The organism is Haloferax sp. Atlit-48N, assembly GCF_003383015.2.
Lineage (GTDB): Archaea > Halobacteriota > Halobacteria > Halobacteriales > Haloferacaceae > Haloferax > Haloferax volcanii.
In genome coordinates this window covers 1951728-1976723 of record NZ_CP137689.1, presented here as the reverse complement: position 1 = coordinate 1976723, position 24996 = coordinate 1951728, and the positions used below count along the sequence as shown (strand labels likewise).

Here is a 24996-nt window from a genome sequence, read left to right as displayed (position 1 = left end):
GCCGGCTTCGACGGGGATTGTCCACCAGCTTCAACCCCACAAGGGTTCGTCTGAAACTATCGGACAGCTTGTTTCAGCGGCCGCGAGAGTGGCTTCAACCCCACAAGGGTTCGTCTGAAACAGGTCAAAGTCCGCGACTTCGTCTGGCCCGATGGAGCTTCAACCCCACAAGGGTTCGTCTGAAACCATCCCGAATTCACGGGTACAATGACGTGTATCACCCGAATTCAAAAGAGTGTTTCCGTCGACCCTCAATACACCCGCAACCCCCGGGGGGTCGACGAAAACGTCGGGTCGTCACTGGCGGTGTCGAGAACCACTCGGGCAGTCGTCACGCGGTCGGCTCGTCCGCGGGGCGCGGCCGCACGCCGAAAAAATTCGAGGGGGAGCGTCGAGAGCGCTAGTCGAGCGGATCGTCGAGTTCGCCCATGACCGCTTCGAGGGCGTCGGTCGCGGTGAGGAGGCCGACGACCTCGCCGTCCCGCAGGACGAGCGCGAGTTCCTGGTCCTCGGCTTGGAACTGGTCGAACGCGTCGCTGACGTTCGTGTCGGCGGCGAGCGTCATCGTCGGCGCGGCAATCTCGTCGAACGAGCGCTCGCCGGCGCGGAGCGCCTCGAAGTTGTCGATGATGGAGGGCGCGTAGACGACGCCGCGGAAGTCGGTGAGCGACTCACCGACGAGCGGGAAGCGGGTGTGGGGGGTGTTCCGAATCCGCTCGAAGTTCTCGCCGGGCGTCGCGGTCGTCGAGAGCGCGACGATGTCGGAACTGGGAATCATGATTTCGCTGATGGAGAGTTCGTCCACGTCGAGCGCGTTGAGCACCTCGTCGCGGCGCTCCTCGGGGAGTTCGCCCTCTTGAAGCAGCGAGTGCAGGCGCTCGCGGAGTTGGCCGCGGGACTCGATGACGTCGGTCTCGGTTTCGAGCCACGCGCCCGTCATCTCGATGCCGAAGAGCTTGAGCGTCCACTTGGCGACCCAGTCGCCGAACTTGATGAGCGGCGAGATGGCGACGTAGAACCAGTGCAGCGGCGTCGCGCCGTAGCGACAGACCATCCGGGAGCGCTCGACGCCGAGGTACGTCGGCGTCTGCTCGCCGTGGGTGAGGTGCAGGAGGTTGATAATCAGGTAGGCGATGAGCGCGCCGGCCCCGATGGTCGCGAGCGTCGTGCCGGCGAACAGCGGCTCGAACAGCGCCGCCAGGGCGGGCTCGGCGACGATACCGACGGCGATGCTCGACGCCGTAATTCCGACCTGACAGGTCGTGAGATACAGTTCGAGCTCTTGGGTCATCTCCCAGGCGCGTTCGAGCCGAGAGTCGCCGTCGACGAACTCGGACTCGGTGAACTGTCGGGCGCGCGTCAGCGCGAACTCGATGGCCACGAAGAAACCGTTCGCGAGGATGAGGAGTACCCCCGCGACGAGTCGTATACCGATCTCTGTTGGGTTCATCTGTGTCGGTGTCCCGTCCGTTCGAGCGCGACCGGTTAGAAAGCATCGGTCGTCCGAATATATATGTAACCAGTTGTCGGGAGTCGGTTATAAATTGAGGAAAACTGCTGTTCTGATAATCTTGTCGGGAAGGTTAATGTCGCGGCCGACAGACGACCACGTGAATGACGAGTCGAGAACTCGACGCGCTGGACAGGCGGATACTGTACACGTTGCAGGCGGAGGCGCGCCGCACGTCGTCGACCGACATCGCAGACTCGCTCGACGCCTCGGCGAGCACCGTCCGGAACCGCATCCAGCGGCTCGAAGCCGACGGGGTGCTCCGCGGCTATCACGCCGACGTGGACTACGAGCGGGCGGGCTACCAGCTGTACACACTTATCGTCTGTACGGCACCGATTCCGGAGCGCGAGGAACTGGCCGAGGCCGCCGCCGCGGTTCCGGGCGTCGTCGAAGTACAGGAGGTGATGACCGGCGAGCGGAACGTCATGGTCCGGGCCATCGGCGTCGACGGCGACGACCTCAGCCGCATCGGCGAGGAGTTAGACGAACTGGGCCTCCGCGTCTCCGACGAGGACCTGATTCGGAACACCCACCGGAGCCCGTACGCGAAGTTCGGGGATGGCGACGAGTGACGGACTGCACGAGCGGCGACACGCCGTCTCACGGGGGAGTTCGCCTCGTTTCGTCTCCGGTGACGCGGTTCCCGAACCACCGGTACAGCTTTGATAGGTGATAACGAACTGGTAATCGCCGTTGTCAGAGACCCTCCCGTTCGCGTCGGTCTCTCGCCGACCGAATGCCCCCCACCACCACCATCACCACCAGAGCGGTTCAACGCGCTCCGACAACGGGTAGACGCACTGCACCAGCATCGCGCGGTCGAGGTCCCCGCACTCGCCGCGTGGTACGCTACGTGGTTTCACCGGACGACCGCCCCCGGTCGTTCGCTTCCGACGGCGTCCACGCCTCGGTTGTTCGTTCTCTACCGCCGTTTGTGACCCGTGAGCGACGCGCCCGCCGGTCGAGAGTCGCCGTCCGAGCGACTACTTCGGGTGGGGCCTCCGCCGCGCCGAGTGCAGCGGTGTCGTCGGCTGTCCGAGGCTGCCGGCACCGGGGTGGACCGAGTCGGCCCGAGCCGAACCGGACCGGACCGAACTGGACCGAACTGGACGGAATCGAACGAGCCCGGGGAAATCTCCGAGTGACGCTGCCGACGGCAGTAAGGGATATGTCGGTCGCGTCCTACGAAACCTCGTATGGACGACGACGCCGGACGGAACGCGTGCGCTATCGAATCCCCGAAGGGCAGACCCTGCCCCTTCTGCGGCACGTCGATGGACCACCGCCACTGCAAGTACGTCTGCCCGGAACACGGGGTCGTCTACGATTGCAGCGACACGTTCTGGTAACGAAAGCTGACAGAAGCCGCCTGAGATGGAACCGCCGCGAAGTCGGGGGATTCGCGGGTTGATTTCACGACGGCACGAAGCGTTATGTCGGCGGCGGCCTAACAAACGGCCGTCCTCCACGGTCAGTTCAGTTGGTCCCGAGTCGGACGCGCCCACGCACACGAAACGATGCTCAACGAATCACAGGTCGAGGCGGGAAAAGACATCCAACAGCGGACGGGAAAGACGTTTTACTTCGCGACGCGGCTCCTTCCGGAGCGCGTCAGACACGCCACGTACGTCCTGTACGCGTTTTTCCGCGTCGCCGACGAGGTCGTCGACGCCGAGGAGACCGCGCCGCCGGCACAACAGCGCGACCGGCTCGAACGCCTCCGCGCCGAGGCGCTCGGCGTGGTCGAGACCGACGACCCCGTCCTGTCGGCGTTTGCCGAACTCAGAGCGCGCTACGGTATCGACCCCGACGACGTGAACGTCTTCATCGACGCGATGGAGTCGGACATCGAGAAGGACCGCTACGAGACGTACGCGGAGTTAGAGACGTACATGGACGGGTCGGCCTCGGCGGTCGGCCGGATGATGACCGCCGTCATGCGGCCCGACGAACCCGAGGCGGCGCTCCCGCACGCGACGGCGCTCGGGCAGGCGTTCCAGATGTCGAACTTCCTCCGCGACGTGGGCGAAGACGTGGTCGAGCGCGACCGGGTCTACCTCCCGCAGACGACGCTGGACCGCCACGGCGTCGACACCGAACAGATTCTCGACCTCGACTTCGACGAGCGCGTCGCCGACGTGATGCGCGACGAACTCCGCCGAACGGAGTCGCTGTACCGTGACGGCGTCGCCGGCATCGAGTACCTCCCGGCGGACTGCCAGTTTCCGGTGTTGCTGTCGGCGGTGCTGTACGCCGACCACCACCGGTCGATTCGAAAGCTCGACTACGACACCCTCACGACGACGCCCGAACTCGGCTTCGGCCGGAAGCTCACGCTCCTCGCGAAGACCGCGGCGTACTGGGCCGTCTGGCGCGACCCCGTCGCCGTGTTCAAGGCCGTCAGCGTCGTCCCGTACCCCGATGACGACGAACTCGACGCGGAGTTCGGCCCCGGTTCGACGCCGGTCGACCACTCGCGGCGGAGCGGGCGCGTCTCGGGGTGGCTTCGGTCGCTGAGCCGCTGGGGCTCGGACTGACGGCGTAATTTCTCCGCGAGTGAAACGATTTACTGGGTGGCCGACGGAGTCCTCTCCATGTACCGCGTCACCCTCGACACCCGGTTAGACTGTCCGCTGGGACGGGTGACCGCCGCGCACGACGTGACGCTTACCACGCCGTACTGGAATCTCTCGCCCGAGACGGGTCGGTGTGACCTCTGGGTCGAAGCCTCGTCGCCCGGGCGGTCGCAGTTGGAGTCCGGCATCCGGGCGCTCAGAGACGCCGACGGCGTCAGCTATTTCGAACTCAAGCGGAAGCGCGGCTCGCACGCGACCGCCCACGTGGTGCTCGAAGAGACGGTCGCCATCGAAACGGTCCTCGCCAACGGCGGCGCGGTCATCGGCCCGCTCCGCGACAGAGACGGCTGGGAGCGGTGGCATCTCGGGTTCGCCGACGCCGACGCCGCGGCAGCCACCCTCGACTCGCTCGACCGTCGCTACGAACTCGCCGTCGTCGAGCAGACGCCGCTCGACGACTCGATTCCGACCGACGTCTTCCGACACTTCCACGAGGCCGCGACGCTCCTCGACGGCTGCGACCGACTCACCGACACGGAGGCGCGAGTGCTCCGAACCGCAGTCGAACACGGCTACTACGAGACGCCGCGGAGCGAATCGCTCGCCTCTCTCGGTGACCGCTGCGGCGTCTCCGACGTGGCCATCTCGAAGACGCTCCGCCGCGCTGAGCGAAAACTCCTCGGGGCCGCCGTCTCCGCGCTCGCCGGCCTCGATGGGTTCGATTCCGACCCCGACTCCGATTCCAGCTCCGACCCCAATTCGACGAACGCGCGACCCGACGGCGGGGGTTAGCATCCTAACCCTCCGGTTCTCCGGGGTCGCCGGCGTAGGTCTCGGTGATGAGCGCACACGCCGACGCACCGCTCTCGACCGCCGACGGACCGAAGCCGACACCAGAGACGCACCCACAGACCGCCGACTCGCTCACGCCCGCGACCCCGCTGTCTCCCATCTTCACGCGCCATGGTCGGTGAGTCGCTTCCCGCCGGTCGCTCTCGGAGCGCCGCCCTGTTCGTCGTCTTGGCGGCGCTGTGGGGCGGAGCGTACCCCGTGGTGACGCTCGGGCTGGAGTCGTTCCCGCCGGTTCTGTACGCCGCGCTCCGACTCGACATCGGCGCGGCGCTCCTGTTGCCGTACGCGGCGTGGCGCGCCGACTACTGGCGACCCCGGACGAGACGCGATTGGGCGGTCGTCGCCGCGGCCGGGCTCCTGTCGCTCGCGGGGTATAGCGCCCTCCAAAACATCGGTCAGCAGAGCGTCCCGAGCGCGGTCGCGTCGGTGCTCGCGGGGTTGATTCCGATACTGACCGTCGGTTTCGCGAAGCTGTGGCTTCCCGACGAGCGGTTCGGCCCGGTCGAACTGCTCGGCGTCGCCGTCGGCTTCCTCGGACTCGTCGTCGTCACCGACCCGGAGCCGGCGAACCTCCTCGGAGCGAACGCGACGGGACAGGCGATACTGGTGCTCGCCGCGGCGGCGTTCGCGCTCGGCGGCGTGCTCACCCAACGAATCGAGACCGACCTGCCGTTCGCCGCCCAGACCGCGTGGGCGATGGTCGTCGGGGCCGCCGCGACCCACCTCGCCAGCGCCGCGAGTCCGACGGAGTCGCTGGCGCAGGTCGACGTGTCGCTGGCTGGCATCGCCGGCCTCGTCTACCTCGGCGTCTTCGCGAGCGCGGTCAGTTACCTGCTGTACTTCTCGCTGCTCCCGCGGCTCGGCTCGGTCGAACTCAACCTCGTCACCTACGCCGTCGCCGGCTTCGGGACGGTGTACAGTTGGCTCCTGTTCACGGAGCCCGTGACCCCGACCACGCTTCTCGGCTTCGGGCTCATCCTGCTCGGCTTCGGCCTGCTCAAGTGGAAACGACTCGGGGCCGTCTACCGTGGCCGGCGTCGCGGCGTCGAGTCTGACTGAGGGACAGCACAGGAGTCGCGCCAGACGAGCACGAGCACGAGCGCGAGCGATTCCCGGCGCTCAGGAACGCCACGGCAACCGCCGCGGGAGCCGGAGGAGCCGCGAGTCGAACCGGTCCGTTTTGAGCAGGCCGACGCCGAACAGCGCCGCGACCGCGACGGGAATCCAGTTGCCGAACCACGCGTTGATGCCGCCCCAGAGGATGACGAAGCTCACGAGGTCGTCGAGCATGAACTCCGTGCGGTCGAGGCGGGCGAGAAGCGCCTCGCGGTCGAACGACCGGTCGAGCGCGACGACGGCGACGGTCGCGCTGACGACCCAGCCGGCGTAGTTCGAAAGCGGGACGCCGTAGAACAACAGTGCGTCGTCGCCGAGGCGGTAGTACTCCCAGAAGCCGAGCGCGACCGCGCCGGGGTCGAGCACCACGTCCATGGCGAGGACGGCCGCGGTGACGACGCCGAGGCGGACGGCCCCGTTGCGGGCGCGGTCGCCCAGCAACAGCAGACACAGCAGGTAGGCGTTCATCACGAGCGGGATGAAAAACACCGGCAGGCCGATTGGAACCCCGGCGACCGTCGGCCCGAGGTCGACGCCGTAGTGGAACCAGCCGTACGGCCAGCCCGTGGTGACGCCGGTGTACTCGATGGCGTAGGCGTAGGTGGTGAGCGCGCCGACGCCGAGGGCCGCCCGACGCGTCACGAGCGGGAGGACGCCCACGATGAGCGGCGAGCGCATCACGAGCGTCCCGAGGAGGATGAGAAACGCGTTGAACGCGAGCGGGTCGGGGAGCCAGCCCATCGCGCTGGCGACGAGGAGCACCGCGCCGTTCAGCGGGAAGAACACCGAGATGGTAAAGCGGTTGTCGCGCACCAGCCGGTCGAGCGCGTCTTCGGCCTCGCGGCGGCTAGAAGGGAGCCGCGCTCGCAGGTCGCTCGCGCTCACGGGCGCACCTCTGGGGACTCGCCGTTACCCATTGACGAGCCTCCAGAGCGCCCCGAGGGTGATGAGCATGCCGACGACGGTGTTGATGACGGGGTACCACCAGTACGCCCGGTCCACGTCGACGCCGGCGGCGACGATGCCGAAGACGACGACCGGATAGGCCGCCAACAGCGCGCCGAGTCGGAGGTCGACCGCGGCGAAGGCGACGGCGGCGAGCGCCCACGTCGCGGCGCAGTACCAGTAGGTCCGGCGCTCGCCGAGGGCCGTCGCGGTCGTCCGAATCCCGGCCTCGCGGTCGGGTTCGATGTCCGGAATCGCGGAGAACGTGTGCATCCCCATCGTCCACAGCCACGCGCCCGCCACGGCGAGCATCGGGGGGTTCGACCCCGAGACGGCCGCGTAGGCGGCGACGCCCGGCAGGACGTACAGCCCGTTCGACACCGAGTCGAGAAGCGGCGTCGTCTTGAACCGAAGCGGCGGCGCGCTGTACTCGACGGCGAGGAAGAAGTGCGCGGCCAGCCACGGCCACGCGACCCGCGGGACGACGGCGAACAGGCCGAGTCCGAGCAGGCCGCTCGCGGCGACGACGGCGGTGTTCACCGGGTCGCCGCGCCAGCGCGCCTCGCGGTCGTCCTTCTTCGGGTTCGCCTCGTCAACGTCGGCGTCGAACACGTCGTTGACGCCGTAGAGAAAGACGTTCGCGGGGACGAGGAAGTACGCGAACAGGGCGACCGACTGGCGGCCGAACAGGTCGGCGGGGGCGCTCGCGGCGGCCGCGACGCCGACGACGACGGGGCCGGCGAGGTAGAGCCAGAAGCGGGGTCGCGAGAGGACCGCGAGGTAGACGAGGCGGTCGCGGAGCCCGCCGTTCTCGGGTCCGCTACCGCCGGGTGTGCCACCCTCGCGGTCCTCGCGGTCCTTACCGCCTTCACCGGCCTCGGTCCCTGCGGCCATGTCGGCGCTCACCTCGCGTCGTCGGCCATCTCCTCGGCGGTGAGCTGGCCGCTGATGAGACACATCGGAACGCCGATGCCCGGCGTGGTGAACGAGCCGGTGAAGTAGAGGCCGTCGACCGCGTCGGAGCCGTGGGGCGGGCGGAGCAGCGCCGTCTGGAACAGCGTGTGCGCGAGGCCGAGCGCCGTGCCCTGCGTGCTGTTGTAGCGCTCCTTGAAGTCGTTCACGCAGAACGTCTCCTCGACGACGATTCTGTCGCGGAGGTCGACGCCGGTGTTCTCGGCGATGTCGTCGAGGACGAGGTCGCGGTAGCGCTCGCGGCGTTCCGGCGTGTCCTCCAACCCGGCCGCGATGGGAACGAGCGCGAACAGATTGCTGTGACCCTCGGGTGCGACCGAGTCGTCGGTCTTCGACGGCACACAGAGGTAGTACGCGGGGTCGTCGGGCCACGCCGGGTCGTCGAATATCGTCTCGAAGTGGTCGTCCCAGTCGGTGGGGAGGACGAGCGTGTGGTGGGCGAGTTCGTCCACGTCGCCCTCGACGCCGAGGTAGAGCAGGAATGCCGAGGGGGCGTACGTTCGGGAGTCCCAGTAGTCGGCGTCGTACTGGCGCTTCTTCTCCGGGAGGAGTTCCTGTTCGGTGTGGGCGTAGTCGGCGTCGGAGACGACCTGGTCGCAGAGGAACTCGCGGCCGTCTTCGGTGCGGACGGCGAACCCGCCGCGGCGACCGGCGATTTCGGCCACGGGCGAGTCGGTGTGGAACTCGACGCCCAACTCCCCGGCGAGGTCGACGATGGCGTCGACGACGCCCGCGAGGCCGCCGTCGGGGTAGTAGACGCCCATGTTGAAGTCGACGTGGCTCATGAGGTTGTAGAGCGCCGGGGTGTTGTTCGGCGCGCCGCCGAGGAACACCAGCGTGTACTGCATTATCTGCTGGAGCTTCGGGTGGTCGAAGTAGTTCTCGACGTGGTCCTGCATCGAGCCGACGAGCGACAGCCCCCACGAGTACCGAAACACGTCGAGGTCGATGTAGTCGGTGAGGGCCGGGCGGTCGGTGTAGACGAAGTGTTCCATCCCGATTCGGTAGTTCCGCTCTGCCTTCCGGAGGTAGTCGTCGAGCCTGTCGCCCGCGCCGGGTTCGTAGGACTCGAAGGTGGCCTTGTTGGCCGCGATGTCGGGGAGCATATCGACGCGGTCGCCGTCCTTGAAGAAGATGCGGTAGTGGGGGTCCAGCCGCGTCAGTTCGTAGTAGTCCTCGGGCCGCTTGCCGAAGTAGGCGAAGAAGCGCTCGAACACGTCGGGCATGAGATACCACGACGGCCCCATATCGAACCGGAAGCCGTCGCGTTCGAGCGTGCTGGCTCGGCCGCCGAGCTGTTCGTTCTTCTCCAACAACGTCACGTCGGCACCGGCGTCCGCGAGATAGCACGCCGTCGAGAGGCCGCCGAAGCCGCCGCCGACGACGACGACGGACTCGCCGGCGAGAGAGTCGAGGGCCGAGACAGAATTCATGTCCGTTCGTACGGACGTTGAGGGCATAAATCGACTGACCGAATCGACCGCCGTCGGGGGGTAGCTTTAGGCTCGGTCCCTCCCTACGGCCCCGCATGAACGACACCACCGCGGTGGTCACGGGTGCGAGTTCCGGCATCGGCGCGGCGGTCGCGCGCGCCCTCGGTCGCGCCGGCGCGACGGTCGTCGCCTGCGCCCGCGACGGCGACGCCCTCCAGTCGGTCGTCGACGATATCGAACGCGACGGCGGCAGCGCCAGCGCGGTCCGCGCCGACGTGCGCGACGAACTCGACATGGAGCGCCTGATGGAGACGGCGGCCCGCGCCGGCGGACGCATCGACGTACTCGTCGCCAACGCCGCCGTCGCCCACGGGACGCCCGGCGAGATGCCCGCGCCCGAGGACTCGTACGCGGCGTTCGACGACACCCTCAGAACCAACGTCCGCGGCGTCTTCGCGGCGGTCAAAGAGGCGCTGCCGCACATGGCCGACGACGGGCGCATCCTCGTCCCCTCCGGCTCCATCGCCCGCGAGGCGAAACCGGGGATGGGCGCGTACGCCGTCTCCAAGGCGGCCGCCGAGGCGCTCGTCCGGCAGTTCGCCGCCGACTGCGACCGGACCGTGACGGTCGTCGACCCCGGCCTCGTCGCCACCGACCTCACCGGCGGGCAGGGCCGCGACCCCGACGACGTGGCCGACCTGTTCGTCTGGGCGGCGACCGACGCCGACCCCGCCGAGTTCGACGGCGACATCGCGGACCTCAAGGCGTGGAAACGGGCGACGCGCTGAGGCCTCCCGCCGTTTCGACCCACCCGTTCCGCCGGAACCGCGCCCCTTATTAATCCCAATCGGTTCGTTCACAATATGAACCGTTCGACGGCGACGGCCATCGGCGCGGGGAGCGTCGCGGCACTCGTCGCGCTCTCCGCGTACGCCGCGAGCGTCGAGGCGTGGAAGCTCCTCGTCGTCTCGTGGGCCGCCTTCGGCGCGATGGCGCTCGCCGCCCCCCTCGGCGCGTGGAGTCGGGCCGAGCACGCCGAGGGCCTCGTCTGGGGCTACGGCCTCGCCAGCGGCGCGATGGTGACGAGCGCCGCGGTGTTTCTGGTCCCGCAGGCGCTCGGCCATCACCCCCAGTTCGGCGGCTTCGGCATCGCCTTCGGCATCCTCGCGGGCTTCGCCGCCCACACCGTCGGCCACCGCTTCGCCCACATGGAGTTCCCCGTGGACCGCACCGTGACCGAACTCTCGGCGCACGCCGTCTCCGCGGGCGCGATTATCGGTATCGTCTACGGGAACATCGACGTGGGCGTCGGCCTCGGCCTCGCCATCGTCTCGCACAAGGGACCGGCCGGGTACGCGGCCGCTCGGCGGCTCTCGGGTCGGGGCGAATCGGTCGCGCCGTTGCTCCTCCCCGCGGCGGGCCTCGGTATCGCCGCCATCATCTCCAGCGCGGTGTCGCTCCCCGCGACCGACGCCTTCCGCGGAGTCGTCTTCGGCTTCGCCTCGGGTGTGTTCCTCCACGTCGCCATGGACTTCCTCCCGCGCTGCGAAATCGGCAGCGAGATTCACGAACTGCTGTCGGTCGAAGACGGCCACGCCCACGCGATTCTCGACCGCCTCCGGGTCCACGCCGCGCTGAGCACCGGCGTCGGCGGCCTCGCCGTCTTCGCCGCGTGGCTGGTGCTCAACTAATCTCTCGTTCGCTCGCCGGCCCGAGGTAGCCCCACGCGAGCAGTCGGTCGCCGTCGCCGGCTATCCAGCGCTCGCCGATGTCGTCGCGGTAGTACAGGTTCGGGATGACGATGTCGTCGACGCGGTCGTACGCCTGTTTTCTCGCCTCCTGCATCGTCTCGCCCTTCCCGGTGACGACCAGCGGGATGCCGCTTTCGCCGGCGGCGCGCCACTGCCCGTCGACGAGTTTCGCGTCCTCGATGTGGACGCCCTCGCGGCTGTCGGTCTCGAAGACGACCGCCGCGTTCCGCGAGTTCTCGTCGTAGGTCTGCTCGTCGGTGAAGGGGAACGGCGGCAGGACGATGCGGACCGCGATTTGGTAGCCGCCGTGGACCGAAAGCTCGGGGTCGTTGCCGTGGGCGAGATCGAAGAAGAACTGCGCCGTCGACGACTCGAACGACTCCTCTTGGAGCGTAATCGTCGGGTAGCCGAACCGCGGGGTGAACTCCAGCGGATAGATGCCGTGTTCGTTGACGATGCAGTTGATGTCGATGCTCCCGACGTAGCCTTCCTCGGCGAGCCACGGTTCGAGCCGGCCCAGCGTCTCCTCGAACAGTCGGTTCCGCCTGGCCCAGAACATCGACGTGCCCATCTCGCCGGTCGAGGGGCCGATGTTGCCCGGAAAGAGCTTCTTGTGCTCGAAGTTGAAGTTCACCGGGTCGACGAACGTCTCCCCGTCGAAGAAGCCGCAGACGGCGATTTCGACGCCTTCGACCTTCCGCTGGAGCTGAAAGCCCTTCATCCGGTGGCCCCACGCCTGCTTGTACGCGCGGAGCACCTCGACCACGTCGCTCCCGTCGTCCTCGTTGCCGACGTAGAGGAGTCGCTTGACGTTCTGCACCTCGCCGAGCGGCTTGATGACGTAGGGGGCGCGGTTCCGCCGGACGTACTCGATTCCCTCGTCGAAGTCGCGGAAGACGCGCTGTTCGACCGTGTTGACGCCGTGTTCTTCGAGCACGTCCATCGCGTAGCCGCGGTCCTCTTCGAGGCGGTCGGTGTTCGGCGTCCCGCCGACCACGGCGTGGCCCTCCTCGCGGAGCTCCTGAGCGAGCGCGCCGGTGTCGATGTCCGAGCCGACCCAGATGTCGTCGAAGACGATGACGTCGGCCCACTCGACCTCCGCGCGCCAGTCGTCGGTCTTCGGGACGAAGCCGTCTCCGATTTCCCTGTCGTGCTCGGCCTCGATGTAGTACCGCACGTCGTGGCCCTCTCTGCGGACCTGCCACGCGAGGTCGGTGATGAGCGCGGCGTCCGCCGACACGAAGAGGAAGTTCATATCTCTCGACTCGGGCGGCGGCCTGAAAACTGTGTGCGTGGTGAGAGGTAGCGCGGGCCGCTCAGTCGCTCGTCAGCCGGCGAAGTTGGACGGAGACGCCGAGCGCCGCTCCGAGGAGCAACACGAGGTTAAACGCCATCTGGAACGGCGCGCGGTACTCGGGATTCACCCACGTCGTGATAGTCTGGCTGGCGTTGAGGTAGAACTGCAACGCCGCGATAAGCGCGAGCAACAGCAGTCCCGCGAGGACGGCGTAGTCGAGGAAGCGGCGCATCCGCTCCGCGAACTCGCGGTTCTCGGTTTCCTCGTCGTCTATCGCGTCCTCGGTACTCTCGGTCGGCTCTGGCGTCGAGTCAGTCGATACCATCGTCTCGATGTCGGCTTCGTCGGCAGTCGTCGAGTCGTCGCGCTCGCTCATTTCGACCACCTCCGGGCGACGAGGACGGCCGCGAGCAGCCCCACGACCGCCACGAGCGGGCCGAATCCGGGTGCCGATGAGGAGGTCTCAGTCGGTTCGTACGCGGTTTCCCGCGGTGCGTCGCCGCCGTCGCTTTCGAAGTCTTCGACGCGGAGTTCCACGTCCTCTCTGGTCTGGTTCACGCTAATCGTCCTCGTTGGGTTCAGGTTCGCCGCGCCGCGGGCGGTGTCGATGACGACCCCGTCGCGCAGCAACACGGCGTCGATGTAGTAGTTGTAGTCGTTCGGGACGCTCGCCGACGCGTCCACCGTCTCGGTTCGCCCGGCCTCGATGGTCCCCGCGTCCACCGTCGTCCGAGAGGCCACGATGTTGGACTCGGCCTGCCGGAGGACGAACAGCACCGAGAGGTCCTCGGCCGGGTCGTCGCCGGCGTTCGTCAGCGTCGCCGTCAGGTCGAGCGTCGTCCGGTCCTCGCCGGTCTCCGCGATGGCGAAGGAGACGGGCGGAAGCGCCTCGCTGTCGGTGAACGAGGTGGTCGACTGGAGGTACGGCGGCTTGATAGCCGAGACGCCGCGGACGCTCTTTCGCGCCTCGTCGACCCGCTCGTCGTCGCTGTATAGGACGACCTCGACGTCGTAGCCGCCCTCGCGGGGGACCGTGAGGTTGGTCGTCGCCGCCGTCTCACCGTCCTTCGAGAGCGTCCCCACGTCGAGTTCCTGCGTCGTCGTCAACAGTCCCGACTCGGCGTCGACGGCGCGGACGAGGACGCTCACGTTCTGCGTGGGATTGCCTCGGTGGTCGATTCGTGTCTCGATTTCGAGGGTGACCGTCTCCCCCGTCGCCTCCCCGGCCGCGATGGAGACGCCGGCGACGTCCACCGGTCCGGGACGGACGGGCCCGTCGTCGGTGGGGTCCGCGATGACCCCCGGAACGACGGCGGCGGCGACGAGCGCCACGACGACGACGCCGACCGCTCCGGCGGTAAGGAGGGCGTTTCTTTCCATACCCGACTGACATTTACGATTGGGTAAATGTTTTGTCCCCGACAGGGTGACGGCGCGGGCGACGCGACGGAGACGCCGCGGCCGCGGGAACCGCCCCGCCACCGAGAGTGTCATGGTGAGTGTGAACACACGCTTTGCCCTCGGAGCGCGTATCTGTACCGCTATGTCGAAGGCGATGCAACAGGCGACGTGTTCGTGCGGGTTCAGCGTGACATCCGAGAACAGAAACGAGGTGGTGAAAGTGATTCAGGAACACGCCCACGACGAACACGGAAAAGAGATGACGAGAGACGACGTGCTGGCGATGATGAAGCAGGCCTGACGAGCGCGGTCGGGCGTGGATTTTTATAGGACGGCGTAGCGATATGGGACATGGCAACATACGTTATCGGGACGAACTCGGTCCACACGAGCGCCGAAGTCTGCGACTACCTCTCGCGGCGCATCGACGCCGGCGACGTGGTCCACGTCGTCAACTCCCACCCCGGCGGCGACGACACCGACAGCGAGGACGTCCGCGACGGCGAAGACGCGCTGAACGTCGTCGTCTCCCGACTCGGTGACCTCGTGGACGTAGAGACCCACCAGTACATCCGCGGCAACGACGCCGCCGACGACGTCCTCCAGTGCGCCGACGAACACGACGCCGACGAAATCGTCATCGGCATCCGAAAGCGTAATCCGACCTCGAAAATCGTCTTCGGGAGCACGGCACAGGACGTGCTGTTACACTCGAACATCCCGATGGCGGTCGTCCCGCTCGAAACAGTCTGAGTGGCGCGCCCGAGACTGGCCGCGGCCGGCTCAGTCGCCGGCCCGGTACTCGACGAGTTCCATCTCGAACGCCGGCGTGTCGTCGCCTTCCTCCTCGTAGAACGCCACGTAGCCCGGCAGCGGGCTCTCCGGGGTGACGCAACTCTCCCAGAAGACGCTCCCGTTCGTCCGGACGACGAACGCCGCACACTCTAAGCCGGCGTAGGTCGATAGCGCTTCGACTTCGAAGCTGACGGTCCCGTTGGGGCCCGAGGACTCCCAGCTGTCGCCGACGCTGAGGGTCTCGCCGTCGACGCCGTTGTAGTACGGCGAGTCGAATCCGAGGGTGGCGACCGACCCCGACGGCGTCCCGGCGAGTTCGCCGTACACCTCGTCCGGCGGCGCGGTCACGGTCTGTTCGGTCGTCCCGTTGGGCGTGACCAGTTTCGTCCGAACCGTCACCTCGTCGTCGGTCGCGGAGACGACCTCCCACTCGTAGGTCGCGGTGCCGTCGATGCCCCGACTCTCGATATCGTAGCGGTAGTACTGCCCGGCCCGGTACCGCTGGTCCCACGTTTCGTTGAACGTGACTGAGGTGCGTTCGGCGGCGTTGCCGCTCTGGTTGGCCGACTCGCCGTCGGCGGTCGTCGTCGCGTCTGTCGCGTCTGTCGTCGGTTCGGTCGCGGCCGTGGCGTCGCCGCCGACGCCGCCCCCGCACCCGGCGAGGAGAACCATGACCGCGGCGAGGAGCACTCGCGCTGCTTTGGGTTGCATACAGGACACGAGAGACCACCCGGGGTCATAATAGACACGTCAGACGGCGCGACGCGGCGGCGCGGCGGAACGGGCAGGGACGACCCGGTCAGTTGTCGTCGTTGTCGTCGTCGGCTTCGAGCACCTTCTCGGCGAGCGTCGGCACGAACGTCCCGATGTCCGTGACCATCCCGATGGCCTGCGAGGAGCCGCGGTCGAGCAGTTGCGTGACGGTCGCGGGGTTGATGTCCACGCAGACGGTCTTCGCCGTCGACGGCAGGCAGTTGCCGACGGCGACAGAGTGCAGGAGCGTCGAGAGCATCAGCACCATGTCGGCGCGGTGGGCCTGCTCGCGGATGGCGTTTTGCGCCTCGATGGTGTCGGTGATGGTGTCCGGCAGCGGGCCGTCGTCCCGAATCGACCCCGCGAGGACGTACGGCACGTCGTGTTTCACGCACTCGTACATCACGCCCGATTCGATGAGTCCCTCCTCGACGGCCTCGGCGATGCCGCCGGCTCGGATGACCTCGCTGATGGTGTAGATGTGGTGTTTGTGGCCCTTCCGGGGGTGTTCCATCGTCTCCATGTCCATCCCGAGGGAGGTGCCGTACAGCCCGCGTTCGATGTCGTGGGTGGCGAAGCCGTTGCCGGCCGAAATCATGTCCACGTAGCCCTCGCGGACGAGTTCGGCGAGGGCGTCGCCGCCGCCGGAGTGGATGAGCGCCGGCCCGGCGACGACGAGGACGTTTCCGCCGTCGGCTTTGGTTTCGCGGAGCGCCTCGGCAACCTCTCCGATGAGCGACTCCGAGGGGCGCTCCGAGGAGACGCCGCCCTGCATGAACCCGAAGGGACCGGAGGCGTCGCGGGGGCGCTCCGGCGGCTTGACGCGAATCCCCGCCTCGTCGGTGACGACGAGGTCGCCCTCCTCGATGCCGTTGAGGACCTTCGTGGAGGCCCGCGGGCCGTCGTCGGTCTCCTCGATGACTATCGCACAATCCATCTCGATGTCCTCGACCGGGAGCCACTCGCCTTGATACCGAACGTCGGTCGGGTGGTTCGTCGTCGAGTAAAAGCCCACGGGGACGACCCGGTCGGCCGGCGAGGCCTCGACGCGGGCGTCGACGGGGTCCGTGAGGTTCGCGCCGATTTGGTGGAGTTCGTGCAGTATCTCCTGGAGCGTCTCGCGGTCGTCCGCGGACACCGACATCCGGCAGTAGGAGGGCTCGTCTTTCTGCCGGCCGACGTCGAACTGCTCGACGTCGAAGTCGCCGCCGAGGTCCATCACGATGCCCATGGCCCGTTGCATCATCCCCGAGTCGATGATGTGGCCGTCGAGTTCGACCGTGCGCGTGAACGTCATCGACGGAGAGAGGGGGAAGGCGGCAAAGTGGGTTACGGACGCGCGGACGGGGCGACGCTGAGAAAAGCCGGGGTCGGTCGGCGTCCAGTTGCGTCCAGTTCGGGTCGGGCTCAGAGGAAGAAGCTCTTGAACGTGTTGGCGACGGTCCAGACGACCTGGTCGACGGGGTGGCCCCGCTCGCCGTTGACGCGGATGCGGTCGTCGGAGAGGGCGCTTCGCACCTCGGACATCGGCTCGGGCGACTCGGCGATGGTTTCGAGCGTCTCTCGGTCCGTCGTGATTCGGGTCGACGCCTCGCTGTCGGGGCCGGTCGACAGGTCCTCGATTCGCATATCGTCTCGCACCGACGCGGAGAACACCCGAGTCTCGCCCCCGTCTTCGACGTAGACGTTCACCGTTCGCCCCGCGACGAGACTCCGGGCGAACGAGACGTCTAACTCTTCGACGTTGTCGTTGTACAGCGCGACCCCCTCTTCGAGGAGCCGTTGTGTGTCGGCGTCGCTCGGCGCCTCCGACTCCTGTGCGACCACCGGCGCGGACGCGGCCACCGTGACGAGCGCGACGGCGAGGAACAACGAGACGAGACGGGTGGATGTGGACATTTCTGTGTGGTATAGGCCTGCCGAGGTCATAATGGTTCGCGCGAGCGTTCAACGGATTGACGGCTTCCGTCAGCGAACCGTTCGGAGGAACGACAGGAGATGGCCGAACGTCTGTTCGAACGCCCGGTCGTAGTGGTCGAAGTGACCCGCGGGGAGTTCGACGAGCGTCGCGTCCGGAAGTTCGTCCGCGAGGGCGGCGACCGCGTCGGCGGGCGCGAGGTCGTCGCGAGTTCCCGAAACGAGGAGCGTCGGGCAGGTGACCGCGTCCGGGTCGGGAAGCGCTCGGTAGCGAAGTAACGAGAGGAACAGCCGAGCGGGCGTCTCGTCGCGCCACGCGCTTCCCGGCGGCACGAGGTCGCGGTAGGCGGCTCGCACGCCGGGGTCCTCGAAGACGGCCATCGACGAGCCGTCGCCGACGACCGGGACGCGATACGGGCCGAGGAACCGCGACTGGAGTCTGTCGCGGACGCCGGCCGCGAGTGCGGCGAGCGTGCCTTTGACGCCGCGGCCCCGCGTGACGGCCGTCCCGTCGAGCATCGGGTTCTGGGCGACGACGGCGGCGACGCGACCGTCCTCGGCCGCCGCTCGGAGCGCGTAGCCGCCGGAGAGGCTCGCGCCCCAGAGGACGAGCGACCGGAAGTCTATTTCGTCGCGCCCGCGGAGGCCGGAGAGCGCCGCGTGCCAGTCGGCAATCTGCGAGTCGGGGTCGACGAGGTTCCGGGGCTCGCCGTCGGAGTCGCCGGTGTTGCGATAGTCGAAGAGGAACGCCGCGTAGCCCGCCTCGGCCAGCCGCTCGGCGTAGGGGCGGAGGCCGAAGCGACGCTCCGCCGCGAGCTCGCCGGCCATGACGACCACCGGCGGCGACTCGACGCCGTCGGGACGGTAGAGCCAGCCCGCGCAGTTCGACCCCTCGCTGTCGAACGTCAGCGCGACGCGCGAGTACTCGAAGTGCGAGGGCCGACGCGGGCCGCGCGCGGCGGGCGGCTCGCCGCGGTGTCGCCACGCGCTCACGCGTCGCCCTCCTCGTAGAGGCTGTCGAGGACGCGCTGGGACAACTCCTCGTCGTCGAGCGCGTAATCGTTGTACGCGCGAATCCAGTCGGCTTCGAGCGTCCACGTCGCCTGCACGTCGCCCTCGCTTCGGAGCACCGTCGCCTCGACGGTTCTCGGTTCGAACTCGTCGTCGCGGGCGAGTTCGAGGAAGGCCGTGACCGCGCGGCCCACTTCGCCGTGATCGGGTTCGACGTCCGGGAACGCCGTGAGATACGTCAGCGAGACGGCGTCGTCGAGCGAGACCGATTCGACGCTGATGCCGTTGCCGCGGAGCGCCTCCTCGACGGCGGTCGCCGGTTCGAGGTCGTTCATACCACGCGATACGACTGCCGGCGGCTAAACGTTTGCCGCGAGACAGAACGACGCGCGGGTCCGACCGACGGCGTCGCGTCGGCTCGACGGGGACGAACCGGGTCAGTCCGCGCTCGCGTCGGCCCGGCGAAGCGCGTCGTGGAGCGAAAACAGCGGCTCGATGTCGCCGGCGGCGTAGTCGACGAGGAGTCGAGTGAGTTCGGCGTGCGTCCGCGTGTGGTCGAGTTCCGCGACGACGCCCTCGACGTACGCCTCGCCCAGCGCCTCGCCGACGTGCGCGCCCTTGACGTGGTCGGCCTCGACGCCGAGGCGGTCGAGGTAGCCCGCCGGGAGGTCGTAGTCGTCGTACCAGACGGTCGGCTGGTCGACGCCCGCCTCCTTGCACGCCTTCCACAGCGCCGGGATGTCGCGGTTCGGCCGGACCGCCTCCGGGTACGCCTCGGCCGCGAGCGTCCCGAGGTCGACGTGGTCCGCGAACAGCGCGTCGATTCGACGCGGCGCGTCCGCCCAGACGCCGGCGTCGGCGACGCGGTCGGCCCACGCGCGGAGGTGGTGTTCGTCGAAGTACTCGCCGTTGTAGGTGACGACGCCCTCGCCGCCCGCGCCGCGGGCCTCGCACCACTCGACGACCCGCCGGAGGAGGTCGGCGGTGTGGTCGAGCGACCAGTCGCCGTCGCGGAGGAGCACCTCGACGTCGACGGGAGCGTCGTCGCCGGCGCGGTGGCCGAGACCGACGGCGACCAACTCGAAGTCGTCGGTGTTTCGGAAGTCGCTCGGCTGACCGTTCGGGCTTGCCGTCTCGATGTCGACCGCGAGTCGCCCCTCGTGCATACCCCGCTGTTCCGCCGGCGGGAGTCAAAAGTGGCCGGATTATCCGGCGAGTCGGGCGGTCCGAGACGAACGCGCCGCTATCCGGTCGAGCGCGGCAGAAATGAAGTGAAGTGGAAGTGACGTTCGCCGCGGGTGTGCGGCGGCAGTCGAGCGCGTCGGGGCTCGGCTCGCTACTCGGAGCCGAACATGTTGCGCATCATCGGGTGCATCTCCATGAGCTGTTCCTCCGCGATCTCCTCGTACAGCTTGTACGTGATGGAGACCGTAAGGAGCAGCCCCGTCCCGGAGACTGCGCCGATGGTGCCGAGCATGTTCGCCATGACGGCGAGCAGGCCGACGAGCGCGCCACCGATGACGGTCACCTGCGGGATGTACCGCTCCATGACCTTCTCGATGACCTGCGGGTTACGGCGGAACCCGGGAATCTGCATCCCGGAGTTCTGAATCTGCTGCGCGGTCGATTCCGGACCCATTCCCGTCGTCTCGACCCAGAATATCGCGAACACCGCGCCACCGACGATCATGAAGATCAGGTCGATGAGCACGCGGATGGCGATATCGAGCGGGTCGGCCGACGTGAGTCCGAGGAACCACATCCAGTCGGACCGCGACTGGATGGGCGCGAGATAGTAGAACAGGCCACCTGTGACCTGTCCGCTCGTGTACTGGCCGAGCCACGCTGGCATGCCGACCCACGAGGAGTTGAGGAAGCGCCCGAGGAACTGGATGTTCGCTTGCAGGGCGCGAACGAGGATCATCGGCAGGACGCTCGCATAGATGAGCTTCACCGGGAAGCGGCCGCGGGCACCCTTCACGCGGGCGTGCGAGAGGGGAATCTCGACGCGGACGCTCTCGGCGTAGACGACGATGCCGAAGATAAGCAACGTCGTGATGAGCGCGAGCAGCTGTCCCTGACCGAGGAAGACCGTCGACAGCAGGTCGGTCGGCGAGGCCGGTAGTTCGATGGCACCGGTGATGATGCCGATCCACGTCGCGAAGAAGCCCGACGTGCCGCCGAGGCCCTGCCAGCTGAACAGCCCGCCGACGAGCTGTTGGCTGACGCCGGCGATAATGAACAGGCCGACCCCGGATCCGACGCCCCACTTGCTGACGATCTCGTCCATGAAGAGGATGAGGACGCCACCGACGGCGATCTGCGCGAAGATGAGTCCCTTCACGCCGACCGTGCCGATACCGAGCGATGTCGCTACGGCCTGGTCGGCCGGCAGGAAGTTGCCGGCGAACACCATCGGCAGGCCCGTCAGGCAGATCATGACCCCGACGAGCAGCTTCTGCAGTCCCTGATAGAGGACCTGATCGCGCGGGTTGTTGTCCGTGTCGAGCCCGAGCAGGTCAGCACCGCCGAGCAGTTGTAGAACGATGCTCGCGGTGACGATGGGACCGATGCCCAGCTGGAGCACCGAACCCTGCTGGCCGGCCAAGATGGACCGGAACTGACCGAACAGGTCGTTCGCGGTCGCGGCGTCGAGGCCGAACAGCGTCACGTTCGTCAGGAAGAAGTACAAGACGAGAATGCCGCCGGTCCACCCGAGCTTCCGGCGGAACGGAACGTGTCCCTCCGGTCGGGCGACTGCGGGCATCCGCGAAAGCACTGGTTCGGCGGCGTCCTTCCATCCCATGATTTATTCCTCGTCGTCTTCGTCGGCGTCGGCCGATTCCTCGGCTTCAGCCGCTTCTTCCGCGCGTTCGGAGAGTTCGGCGTCGCCGCCGGCCTCTTCGATGAGTTCGACGGCACCGGCCGTGAAGGCGTCGGCGACGACGTGCAGTTCGTTGCGAACCTGCCCGCCGCCGAGCACCTTCACGACGTCCGCTTCCCAGCCGTCCTCGGCCACGTCGCGGGCGTCGATGACGTAGGTGTCGCCGTCCTTCTCGGCGACTCCGTCGGCCGCGAGGAGCGCCGCGTCCTCGTCGAGCTTCTGGACCTTGACTTCAGCGACGTCGTCCTGCAGGACGTCCGGTCGCTTGAAGCCGTGCTTGCCGAGCGGCTCGTAGTTGTGGAACTCGTGTTTGTCGCGTCCGGCGCGGCCGCGACCGCCGCGGTGACCGGCACCGCGTCGGTTCTTGTGCGTACCGCCGCTGTGCGTGCGGGAACCGCGTTGGCGTCGCTTCTTGGACGTCATCGCATGTCCTCCAGGAGTTCGTCGATCTGTTCGGTGCTGTGCTTACCGAGCTGGCCGCCTTCCTTGGTGACGTGCTTCTGTCCGCGGTGGCCGCCGCGCGGCGGGTGCAGACGAAGCACGGGGGAGACGCCCTGCTCTCGCAGCGTCGTCTCCTCGTCGACGATGGCCTGCGCGAGCGCAGCCACGTCGTCGTAGTCGGTGTTCTCGGAGACCCACTCGTCGGTGATGTCGCCGTCGCCCTCCTCGGGCTCGGCGCGCGTGCTGATGAGGGTCTCGACGACGTCGACGCTCGGCTCGCCGTGCGCGACAAAGTCGTTGACCTTCGAAATCATCCCGCGGTAGGCGTCGGTCTCGGGCACGAACGTCGCGTGATTCACGCGGTGGATGTTGAGCATCGTGAGCGTGTCGCGGACGTCCTGTGCGATGTTGACCTCACCGCGAAGCTGAACGATAGCCTGCATTATTCGCGCACCTCCTGACGGACTTCACGAGCGCGCTGCGGAGTACGGGACTGCGACGCGTTCTTGAGTGCGTTGTAGGTCGCCTTCGCGAGGTTGACCGTGGTCCGGGTGTTCCCGTCGCTCTTGGTCCAGGCGTCCTGGACGCCGGCGAGTTCGAGGATGTTCCGGACGGTCTCTGCGGCCGCGAGGCCGAGACCCTGCGGGGCGGGGATGATACGGACCGTCACGGAGCCGGCCTTCCCCTCTGCCTTGCGCGAGAGGGAGTTGAGGCCGCCTGCGCGGTCTTCCCACGACCCCGAGCCGCGGTCTACCTTGATGATGTTCAGTTTCGCCACCTCGATGGCTTTCTGGATGGCACCGCCGACCTGGTCGTCGCGGGCCTCAGCGTAGCCGAGGTAGCCGTCACGGTTCCCGACTGCGACGACACACCGGAACTTCACCCGGCGGCCGGAGTCGGTCATGCGCTGGACCATGTTGATGTCGAGCACCTCGTCGTCCAGTCCGGGAAGGAGCTGGTCGACGAGCTGGGGTTCCTTGAGCGGAAGTCCCGTCTCGAGCGCCTGGTCCATCGACGTGACGTCGCCGTTCTGCACCATGCGGCCGAGCCGCGTTCGCGGCTCCCAGCCGTTGTTATTGCTGCTCATTCGTCCTCCTGAAGGTTCCCGAGCACTTCGTCGAAGTGGTCGGGGAGGTTCGTGGCATCGAACTCTCCACTGTAGAGCGGCTCGTCGAGCTGCTCTGCGTACTCGGCGATGTGGACACCGCGGTTGCGGTCCCAGTCAGCGAGTACTGCATCGTTGTGGGGGATTTCGAGGCCAGCGTCGATAGCACCCTCCTGCACCGCGAAGACCTTGTTTCCGGGCGTGGCCGTGTTGAGGCCGATGTCGAGGACCGCTTCCTCGACGCCGGCGGCCAGCGCCCGCTTACCTGCCAGATACCCCGTGAGGTACGCGCTCGGGAGGTTGCCCGTGGGGGCTTCCCAGCCGTACTCGTCGAGGTCGGCAGAGGTCGCTGCAGCGTGGGTCTCGTCGCCCTGCGGGCCCGGAGTGACCAGCTGCGCCCTGACGTGCTTGTTGCTCACGCGAGCAACGAGGCGGGGCTTGCCCGATTTCAGCAGGCGCAACCTTTGATGGTAATCGGTCCGGACTTCGCGGCGACGCCGCATCGGAACCTTGTATCGTGGTCCGGTCGCCATTATTGAATCTCCACCTGGTAGTTGTTCTGAATGTATGCTTCGAGCCGGTCCACGCTATCGAATTCGCCACCGGACGCCTTGTTGTAGAGCGTGCGGTACTGGGAACGGTCGAGCGTTCCGTCCTCGCGAAGCTCCTTCAGGCGACGGCGCTGGGCGCGGATTCGGCTGACCCATGCGTCCTTCTTGTTCTGTCGAGCGCCGGAACGGCCCTTGCGGGAGCCGGCACCCTTGCGGTGACCGTAGGAACGCTTGGCGGCGCGCTCGCGTGCGCGACCTTTCGAGTTGCCCTTGGCGTCCTTGGCGCGAATCGTGCCCTCGTCGACGAGTTCACGGATGTCTTCGCGCGTGATGGCCTCCGCGATTTCGGCCTGTTCTTCGGGGTCGAACCACACTCGGCTCTTGCCGACGTCGAGGACGTCGGCCGCCATTCGCTTCTGCGCTTTGAGGTCCGTCATCAGTTATCCACCTCGACTTCGACGTAGGTGGGGTTGAGGACGCGAATCTCGCGGTCCTCACACGCTTCCTCGATGCGCTCGCGCTTGCGCGCGCCGACCGAGGAGGCGATGCGAACTGCCTGCGTATCGCCGTCGATGCCTTCGAGGTCGTCCGTGTTGAACACGCGGACCTCCTCGAAGCCCGACGGGTGAAGGCCGCGGGCGGCCTTCGGCGTGCGGTAGCCCGCCTCGACCTTGGCGCCCTTGCCCTTGATGCCGATACGCTGTTTGGAGAGACCACCACGGGGGCGACGCCACGACGTGGGCGTGCGCTTCTTCTTGTGGTAGTCCTGCCGGTTGAACTGCGGCTTGCCCTCGCGGCGCTTCTGCGCCAGGGCTTCCGCGGTTTCGTCGTCGAGCTGGGGCTTCTTGTCCGCGTGACCGCGGGGCTGAAGCTCCGTCTCGACTGCTTCGGCTTCCTCTTCCTCAGGCTCGGCTTCGGACTCGTCTTCGACTTCGGCCTCGGCCTCGTCGGAGACCTCGAGGCCACCGACGTCGGCTTTGATACGCGCGGCGAGCGCGTTCCCGATGCCGTCGACCTCGGCCAGTTCGGACTGGCTCGCGGCCTGTACGTCGTCGACGCTCTCGAAGCCGGCTTCGCGAAGTGCGTCGGCCTTCGACGGGCCGACGCCGCTGATGTCTTCGAGTTCGGTGATTTCTTCCGACATTAGGCATCACCAGTCTGCGGTTTCTGGGTGATGTACACGCCGTCGGTGAACACGCGAGTGTCCTTGTCCTTGACGCGGGTGAGTTGTTCGATGTCGGCGGCGGTCTGCCCGACGTCCTCCTTGTTGGAGCCCGTCAGGGTGAGTTCTTCGCCGTCGACCTGTACGTCCGTGTCGCCGCGAATCTGCGCTCGTCGCGGGGACTTCTCGCCGAGGAAGTTCTTGATGACCACGTCGCTGCCTTCCACGCTGACCTGCATCGGGAAGTGAGCGTAGTGGACTTCCATCTTGTACTCCCACCCCTCGGTCGCGCCGTGAAGCATGTTGTTCACGTGGCTCTCGAAGGTACCGATGGTCGCGTTGGTCTTCGCGTTCTCGACGTCGCTCTCGATGACGACAGCGCCGTCTTCGGCGGAGACCGAGACGTTCGGGTACCAGAGGCGCTTGGTGACGCTTCCGTTGGGGCCCTCGATGGTGAGCTCGAGGTTCTTGACCTCGGCGGATACCTCGTCCGGGATTTCGATTTCTATTCGGCTCATTGT

31 protein-coding genes and 1 CRISPR repeat array (1 of these 32 cut by a window edge) are annotated in these 24996 nt (G+C 67.4%); of the genes, 9 read left to right on the top strand and 22 right to left on the bottom strand.

What is annotated here, in order from left to right; translation table 11 throughout:
* Positions 1 to 186: direct repeats of the CRISPR family, unit length 30 nt; unit sequence GCTTCAACCCCACAAGGGTTCGTCTGAAAC (it extends 436 nt beyond the left edge of the window).
* 214 nt (positions 187 to 400) lie between these two features.
* Positions 401 to 1450 carry a CNNM domain-containing protein gene (locus DEQ67_RS10670; protein WP_004062441.1) on the bottom strand — a complete coding sequence of 350 codons (1050 nt, stop codon included), beginning with the start codon at positions 1448 to 1450 and terminating at the stop codon, positions 401 to 403.
* 164 nt (positions 1451 to 1614) lie between these two features.
* Here DEQ67_RS10670 and DEQ67_RS10665 point away from each other — a divergent pair, with 164 nt between their 5' ends.
* The 4 genes from DEQ67_RS10665 (at position 1615) to DEQ67_RS10650 (ending at position 4881) form a co-directional block, all read left to right on the top strand.
* Positions 1615 to 2085: an Lrp/AsnC family transcriptional regulator gene (locus tag DEQ67_RS10665; RefSeq protein ID WP_004042506.1), complete on the top strand. Its 471-nt coding sequence runs from the start codon at positions 1615 to 1617 to the stop codon at positions 2083 to 2085.
* 624 nt (positions 2086 to 2709) lie between these two features.
* Complete coding sequence (locus tag DEQ67_RS10660) at positions 2710 to 2862, top strand: HVO_2523 family zinc finger protein (protein ID WP_004042510.1); 153 nt, start codon at positions 2710 to 2712, stop codon at positions 2860 to 2862.
* A 168-nt stretch (positions 2863 to 3030) separates the two neighbouring features.
* Entirely contained in the window at positions 3031 to 4050 is a 1020-nt protein-coding gene (locus DEQ67_RS10655; protein WP_004062440.1) for a phytoene/squalene synthase family protein, read from the top strand.
* 57 nt (positions 4051 to 4107) lie between these two features.
* Positions 4108 to 4881 (top strand): helix-turn-helix domain-containing protein, encoded by a 774-nt coding sequence (locus DEQ67_RS10650; protein ID WP_115861848.1) that lies wholly within the window; start codon positions 4108 to 4110, stop codon positions 4879 to 4881.
* Positions 4882 to 4885: 4 nt separating this feature from the next.
* On the opposite strand, the gene DEQ67_RS10645 is transcribed toward DEQ67_RS10650, so the two are convergent.
* Positions 4886 to 5041, bottom strand: coding sequence for a hypothetical protein (locus tag DEQ67_RS10645; protein WP_158543170.1), 156 nt, complete (start codon positions 5039 to 5041; stop codon positions 4886 to 4888).
* Between the two features lie 11 nt (positions 5042 to 5052).
* Between DEQ67_RS10645 and DEQ67_RS10640 the strand changes: the two genes are divergently transcribed.
* On the top strand, positions 5053 to 6000 hold the full coding sequence (locus DEQ67_RS10640) for a DMT family transporter (RefSeq protein ID WP_115891481.1): 948 nt from the start codon (positions 5053 to 5055) through the stop codon (positions 5998 to 6000).
* Between the two features lie 60 nt (positions 6001 to 6060).
* On the opposite strand, the gene cruF is transcribed toward DEQ67_RS10640, so the two are convergent.
* The 3 genes from cruF to DEQ67_RS10625 are packed head-to-tail and all read right to left on the bottom strand — an operon-like array spanning position 6061 to position 9407.
* Complete coding sequence (gene cruF / locus DEQ67_RS10635) at positions 6061 to 6942, bottom strand: bisanhydrobacterioruberin hydratase (RefSeq protein WP_115802888.1); 882 nt, start codon at positions 6940 to 6942, stop codon at positions 6061 to 6063.
* A 24-nt stretch (positions 6943 to 6966) separates the two neighbouring features.
* Entirely contained in the window at positions 6967 to 7908 is a 942-nt protein-coding gene (locus DEQ67_RS10630; RefSeq protein WP_115861844.1) for a prenyltransferase, read from the bottom strand.
* Entirely contained in the window at positions 7905 to 9407 is a 1503-nt protein-coding gene (locus tag DEQ67_RS10625; protein WP_004062435.1) for a phytoene desaturase family protein, read from the bottom strand. The genes DEQ67_RS10630 and DEQ67_RS10625 overlap by 4 nt, the downstream gene beginning before the upstream one ends.
* Positions 9408 to 9502: 95 nt before the next feature.
* On the opposite strand from DEQ67_RS10625, the gene DEQ67_RS10620 reads away from it, so the two are divergent.
* Positions 9503 to 10195 (top strand): SDR family NAD(P)-dependent oxidoreductase, encoded by a 693-nt coding sequence (locus DEQ67_RS10620; RefSeq protein WP_115861842.1) that lies wholly within the window; start codon positions 9503 to 9505, stop codon positions 10193 to 10195.
* A gap of 75 nt (positions 10196 to 10270) precedes the next feature.
* Positions 10271 to 11098 carry a hypothetical protein gene (locus DEQ67_RS10615; protein ID WP_006601442.1) on the top strand — a complete coding sequence of 276 codons (828 nt, stop codon included), beginning with the start codon at positions 10271 to 10273 and terminating at the stop codon, positions 11096 to 11098.
* Here DEQ67_RS10615 and DEQ67_RS10610 read toward each other — a convergent pair.
* From DEQ67_RS10610 to DEQ67_RS10600, 3 genes are all read right to left on the bottom strand, one after another.
* A complete protein-coding gene (locus DEQ67_RS10610) occupies positions 11091 to 12413 on the bottom strand; it encodes a phosphoribosylamine--glycine ligase (RefSeq protein WP_115861840.1) in 1323 nt (440 codons plus the stop codon). The two genes, DEQ67_RS10615 and DEQ67_RS10610, sit on opposite strands and share 8 nt — an antisense overlap.
* 61 nt (positions 12414 to 12474) lie before the next feature.
* Positions 12475 to 12840 (bottom strand): hypothetical protein, encoded by a 366-nt coding sequence (locus DEQ67_RS10605; RefSeq protein WP_004062431.1) that lies wholly within the window; start codon positions 12838 to 12840, stop codon positions 12475 to 12477.
* Entirely contained in the window at positions 12828 to 13835 is a 1008-nt protein-coding gene (locus DEQ67_RS10600) for a DUF7490 domain-containing protein (protein ID WP_115891482.1), read from the bottom strand. Before DEQ67_RS10600 ends, DEQ67_RS10605 begins: the two co-directional genes overlap by 13 nt.
* Before the next feature lie 163 nt (positions 13836 to 13998).
* Here DEQ67_RS10600 and DEQ67_RS10595 point away from each other — a divergent pair, with 163 nt between their 5' ends.
* Together DEQ67_RS10595 and DEQ67_RS10590 are read left to right on the top strand one after the other, a co-directional pair.
* Entirely contained in the window at positions 13999 to 14157 is a 159-nt protein-coding gene (locus DEQ67_RS10595) for a DUF1059 domain-containing protein (RefSeq protein ID WP_158250835.1), read from the top strand.
* Between the two features lie 50 nt (positions 14158 to 14207).
* Complete coding sequence (locus tag DEQ67_RS10590; RefSeq protein WP_006601445.1) at positions 14208 to 14609, top strand: universal stress protein; 402 nt, start codon at positions 14208 to 14210, stop codon at positions 14607 to 14609.
* A 30-nt stretch (positions 14610 to 14639) separates the two neighbouring features.
* On the opposite strand, the gene DEQ67_RS10585 is transcribed toward DEQ67_RS10590, so the two are convergent.
* The 14 genes from DEQ67_RS10585 to DEQ67_RS10520 form a co-directional block, all read right to left on the bottom strand.
* The gene (locus tag DEQ67_RS10585; protein ID WP_115861890.1) at positions 14640 to 15341 is read right to left on the bottom strand and encodes a hypothetical protein; all 702 of its coding nucleotides are present in this window, start codon (positions 15339 to 15341) and stop codon (positions 14640 to 14642) included.
* 109 nt (positions 15342 to 15450) lie between these two features.
* Positions 15451 to 16701, bottom strand: a complete 1251-nt coding sequence (locus DEQ67_RS10580; RefSeq protein WP_115802885.1) for a TIGR00300 family protein — start codon at positions 16699 to 16701, stop codon at positions 15451 to 15453.
* Between the two features lie 110 nt (positions 16702 to 16811).
* Complete coding sequence (locus DEQ67_RS10575) at positions 16812 to 17303, bottom strand: hypothetical protein (RefSeq protein ID WP_004062425.1); 492 nt, start codon at positions 17301 to 17303, stop codon at positions 16812 to 16814.
* Positions 17304 to 17372: 69 nt separating this feature from the next.
* Positions 17373 to 18314, bottom strand: coding sequence for an alpha/beta hydrolase (locus DEQ67_RS10570; protein WP_115891483.1), 942 nt, complete (start codon positions 18312 to 18314; stop codon positions 17373 to 17375).
* On the bottom strand, positions 18311 to 18667 hold the full coding sequence (locus DEQ67_RS10565; protein WP_008605701.1) for a hypothetical protein: 357 nt from the start codon (positions 18665 to 18667) through the stop codon (positions 18311 to 18313). Before DEQ67_RS10565 ends, DEQ67_RS10570 begins: the two co-directional genes overlap by 4 nt.
* 102 nt (positions 18668 to 18769) lie before the next feature.
* Entirely contained in the window at positions 18770 to 19498 is a 729-nt protein-coding gene (locus tag DEQ67_RS10560) for a hypothetical protein (RefSeq protein ID WP_115802883.1), read from the bottom strand.
* Positions 19499 to 19668: 170 nt separating this feature from the next.
* On the bottom strand, positions 19669 to 21138 hold the full coding sequence (gene secY, locus DEQ67_RS10555) for a preprotein translocase subunit SecY (protein WP_004062422.1): 1470 nt from the start codon (positions 21136 to 21138) through the stop codon (positions 19669 to 19671).
* A 3-nt stretch (positions 21139 to 21141) separates the two neighbouring features.
* On the bottom strand, positions 21142 to 21639 hold the full coding sequence (locus DEQ67_RS10550) for an uL15m family ribosomal protein (RefSeq protein WP_004042560.1): 498 nt from the start codon (positions 21637 to 21639) through the stop codon (positions 21142 to 21144).
* Positions 21636 to 22100 carry a 50S ribosomal protein L30 gene (locus DEQ67_RS10545; protein WP_004062421.1) on the bottom strand — a complete coding sequence of 155 codons (465 nt, stop codon included), beginning with the start codon at positions 22098 to 22100 and terminating at the stop codon, positions 21636 to 21638. Before DEQ67_RS10545 ends, DEQ67_RS10550 begins: the two co-directional genes overlap by 4 nt.
* Positions 22100 to 22744 (bottom strand): 30S ribosomal protein S5, encoded by a 645-nt coding sequence (locus DEQ67_RS10540; RefSeq protein WP_008605703.1) that lies wholly within the window; start codon positions 22742 to 22744, stop codon positions 22100 to 22102. Before DEQ67_RS10540 ends, DEQ67_RS10545 begins: the two co-directional genes overlap by 1 nt.
* Positions 22741 to 23295: a 50S ribosomal protein L18 gene (locus DEQ67_RS10535; protein WP_004062419.1), complete on the bottom strand. Its 555-nt coding sequence runs from the start codon at positions 23293 to 23295 to the stop codon at positions 22741 to 22743. Before DEQ67_RS10535 ends, DEQ67_RS10540 begins: the two co-directional genes overlap by 4 nt.
* Entirely contained in the window at positions 23295 to 23750 is a 456-nt protein-coding gene (locus tag DEQ67_RS10530; protein WP_004042571.1) for a 50S ribosomal protein L19e, read from the bottom strand. Before DEQ67_RS10530 ends, DEQ67_RS10535 begins: the two co-directional genes overlap by 1 nt.
* Positions 23750 to 24457, bottom strand: coding sequence for a 50S ribosomal protein L32e (locus DEQ67_RS10525; RefSeq protein ID WP_004042573.1), 708 nt, complete (start codon positions 24455 to 24457; stop codon positions 23750 to 23752). The genes DEQ67_RS10530 and DEQ67_RS10525 overlap by 1 nt, the downstream gene beginning before the upstream one ends.
* Positions 24457 to 24993, bottom strand: a complete 537-nt coding sequence (locus tag DEQ67_RS10520; RefSeq protein WP_004042575.1) for a 50S ribosomal protein L6 — start codon at positions 24991 to 24993, stop codon at positions 24457 to 24459. Before DEQ67_RS10520 ends, DEQ67_RS10525 begins: the two co-directional genes overlap by 1 nt.
* Between the last annotated feature and the right edge of the window lie 3 nt (positions 24994 to 24996).

Bases quoted from the DNA above. Each gene is read 5' to 3' on its own strand.
- DEQ67_RS10670 (WP_004062441.1), bottom strand. From the start codon at position 1,450: ATGAACCCAACAGAGATCGGTATACGACTCGTCGCGGGGGTACTCCTC.
- DEQ67_RS10665 (WP_004042506.1), top strand. From the start codon at position 1,615: ATGACGAGTCGAGAACTCGACGCGCTGGACAGGCGGATACTGTACACG.
- DEQ67_RS10660 (WP_004042510.1), top strand. From the start codon at position 2,710: ATGGACGACGACGCCGGACGGAACGCGTGCGCTATCGAATCCCCGAAG.
- DEQ67_RS10655 (WP_004062440.1), top strand. From the start codon at position 3,031: ATGCTCAACGAATCACAGGTCGAGGCGGGAAAAGACATCCAACAGCGG.
- DEQ67_RS10650 (WP_115861848.1), top strand. From the start codon at position 4,108: ATGTACCGCGTCACCCTCGACACCCGGTTAGACTGTCCGCTGGGACGG.
- DEQ67_RS10645 (WP_158543170.1), bottom strand. From the start codon at position 5,041: ATGGGAGACAGCGGGGTCGCGGGCGTGAGCGAGTCGGCGGTCTGTGGG.
- DEQ67_RS10640 (WP_115891481.1), top strand. From the start codon at position 5,053: ATGGTCGGTGAGTCGCTTCCCGCCGGTCGCTCTCGGAGCGCCGCCCTG.
- DEQ67_RS10625 (WP_004062435.1), bottom strand. From the start codon at position 9,407: ATGAATTCTGTCTCGGCCCTCGACTCTCTCGCCGGCGAGTCCGTCGTC.
- DEQ67_RS10620 (WP_115861842.1), top strand. From the start codon at position 9,503: ATGAACGACACCACCGCGGTGGTCACGGGTGCGAGTTCCGGCATCGGC.
- DEQ67_RS10615 (WP_006601442.1), top strand. From the start codon at position 10,271: ATGAACCGTTCGACGGCGACGGCCATCGGCGCGGGGAGCGTCGCGGCA.
- DEQ67_RS10610 (WP_115861840.1), bottom strand. From the start codon at position 12,413: ATGAACTTCCTCTTCGTGTCGGCGGACGCCGCGCTCATCACCGACCTC.
- DEQ67_RS10600 (WP_115891482.1), bottom strand. From the start codon at position 13,835: ATGGAAAGAAACGCCCTCCTTACCGCCGGAGCGGTCGGCGTCGTCGTC.
- DEQ67_RS10595 (WP_158250835.1), top strand. From the start codon at position 13,999: ATGTCGAAGGCGATGCAACAGGCGACGTGTTCGTGCGGGTTCAGCGTG.
- DEQ67_RS10590 (WP_006601445.1), top strand. From the start codon at position 14,208: ATGGCAACATACGTTATCGGGACGAACTCGGTCCACACGAGCGCCGAA.
- DEQ67_RS10580 (WP_115802885.1), bottom strand. From the start codon at position 16,701: ATGACGTTCACGCGCACGGTCGAACTCGACGGCCACATCATCGACTCG.
- DEQ67_RS10575 (WP_004062425.1), bottom strand. From the start codon at position 17,303: ATGTCCACATCCACCCGTCTCGTCTCGTTGTTCCTCGCCGTCGCGCTC.
- DEQ67_RS10565 (WP_008605701.1), bottom strand. From the start codon at position 18,667: ATGAACGACCTCGAACCGGCGACCGCCGTCGAGGAGGCGCTCCGCGGC.
- DEQ67_RS10560 (WP_115802883.1), bottom strand. From the start codon at position 19,498: ATGCACGAGGGGCGACTCGCGGTCGACATCGAGACGGCAAGCCCGAAC.
- secY (WP_004062422.1), bottom strand. From the start codon at position 21,138: ATGGGATGGAAGGACGCCGCCGAACCAGTGCTTTCGCGGATGCCCGCA.
- DEQ67_RS10550 (WP_004042560.1), bottom strand. From the start codon at position 21,639: ATGACGTCCAAGAAGCGACGCCAACGCGGTTCCCGCACGCACAGCGGC.
- DEQ67_RS10545 (WP_004062421.1), bottom strand. From the start codon at position 22,100: ATGCAGGCTATCGTTCAGCTTCGCGGTGAGGTCAACATCGCACAGGAC.
- DEQ67_RS10540 (WP_008605703.1), bottom strand. From the start codon at position 22,744: ATGAGCAGCAATAACAACGGCTGGGAGCCGCGAACGCGGCTCGGCCGC.
- DEQ67_RS10535 (WP_004062419.1), bottom strand. From the start codon at position 23,295: ATGGCGACCGGACCACGATACAAGGTTCCGATGCGGCGTCGCCGCGAA.
- DEQ67_RS10530 (WP_004042571.1), bottom strand. From the start codon at position 23,750: ATGACGGACCTCAAAGCGCAGAAGCGAATGGCGGCCGACGTCCTCGAC.
- DEQ67_RS10525 (WP_004042573.1), bottom strand. From the start codon at position 24,457: ATGTCGGAAGAAATCACCGAACTCGAAGACATCAGCGGCGTCGGCCCG.
- DEQ67_RS10520 (WP_004042575.1), bottom strand. From the start codon at position 24,993: ATGAGCCGAATAGAAATCGAAATCCCGGACGAGGTATCCGCCGAGGTC.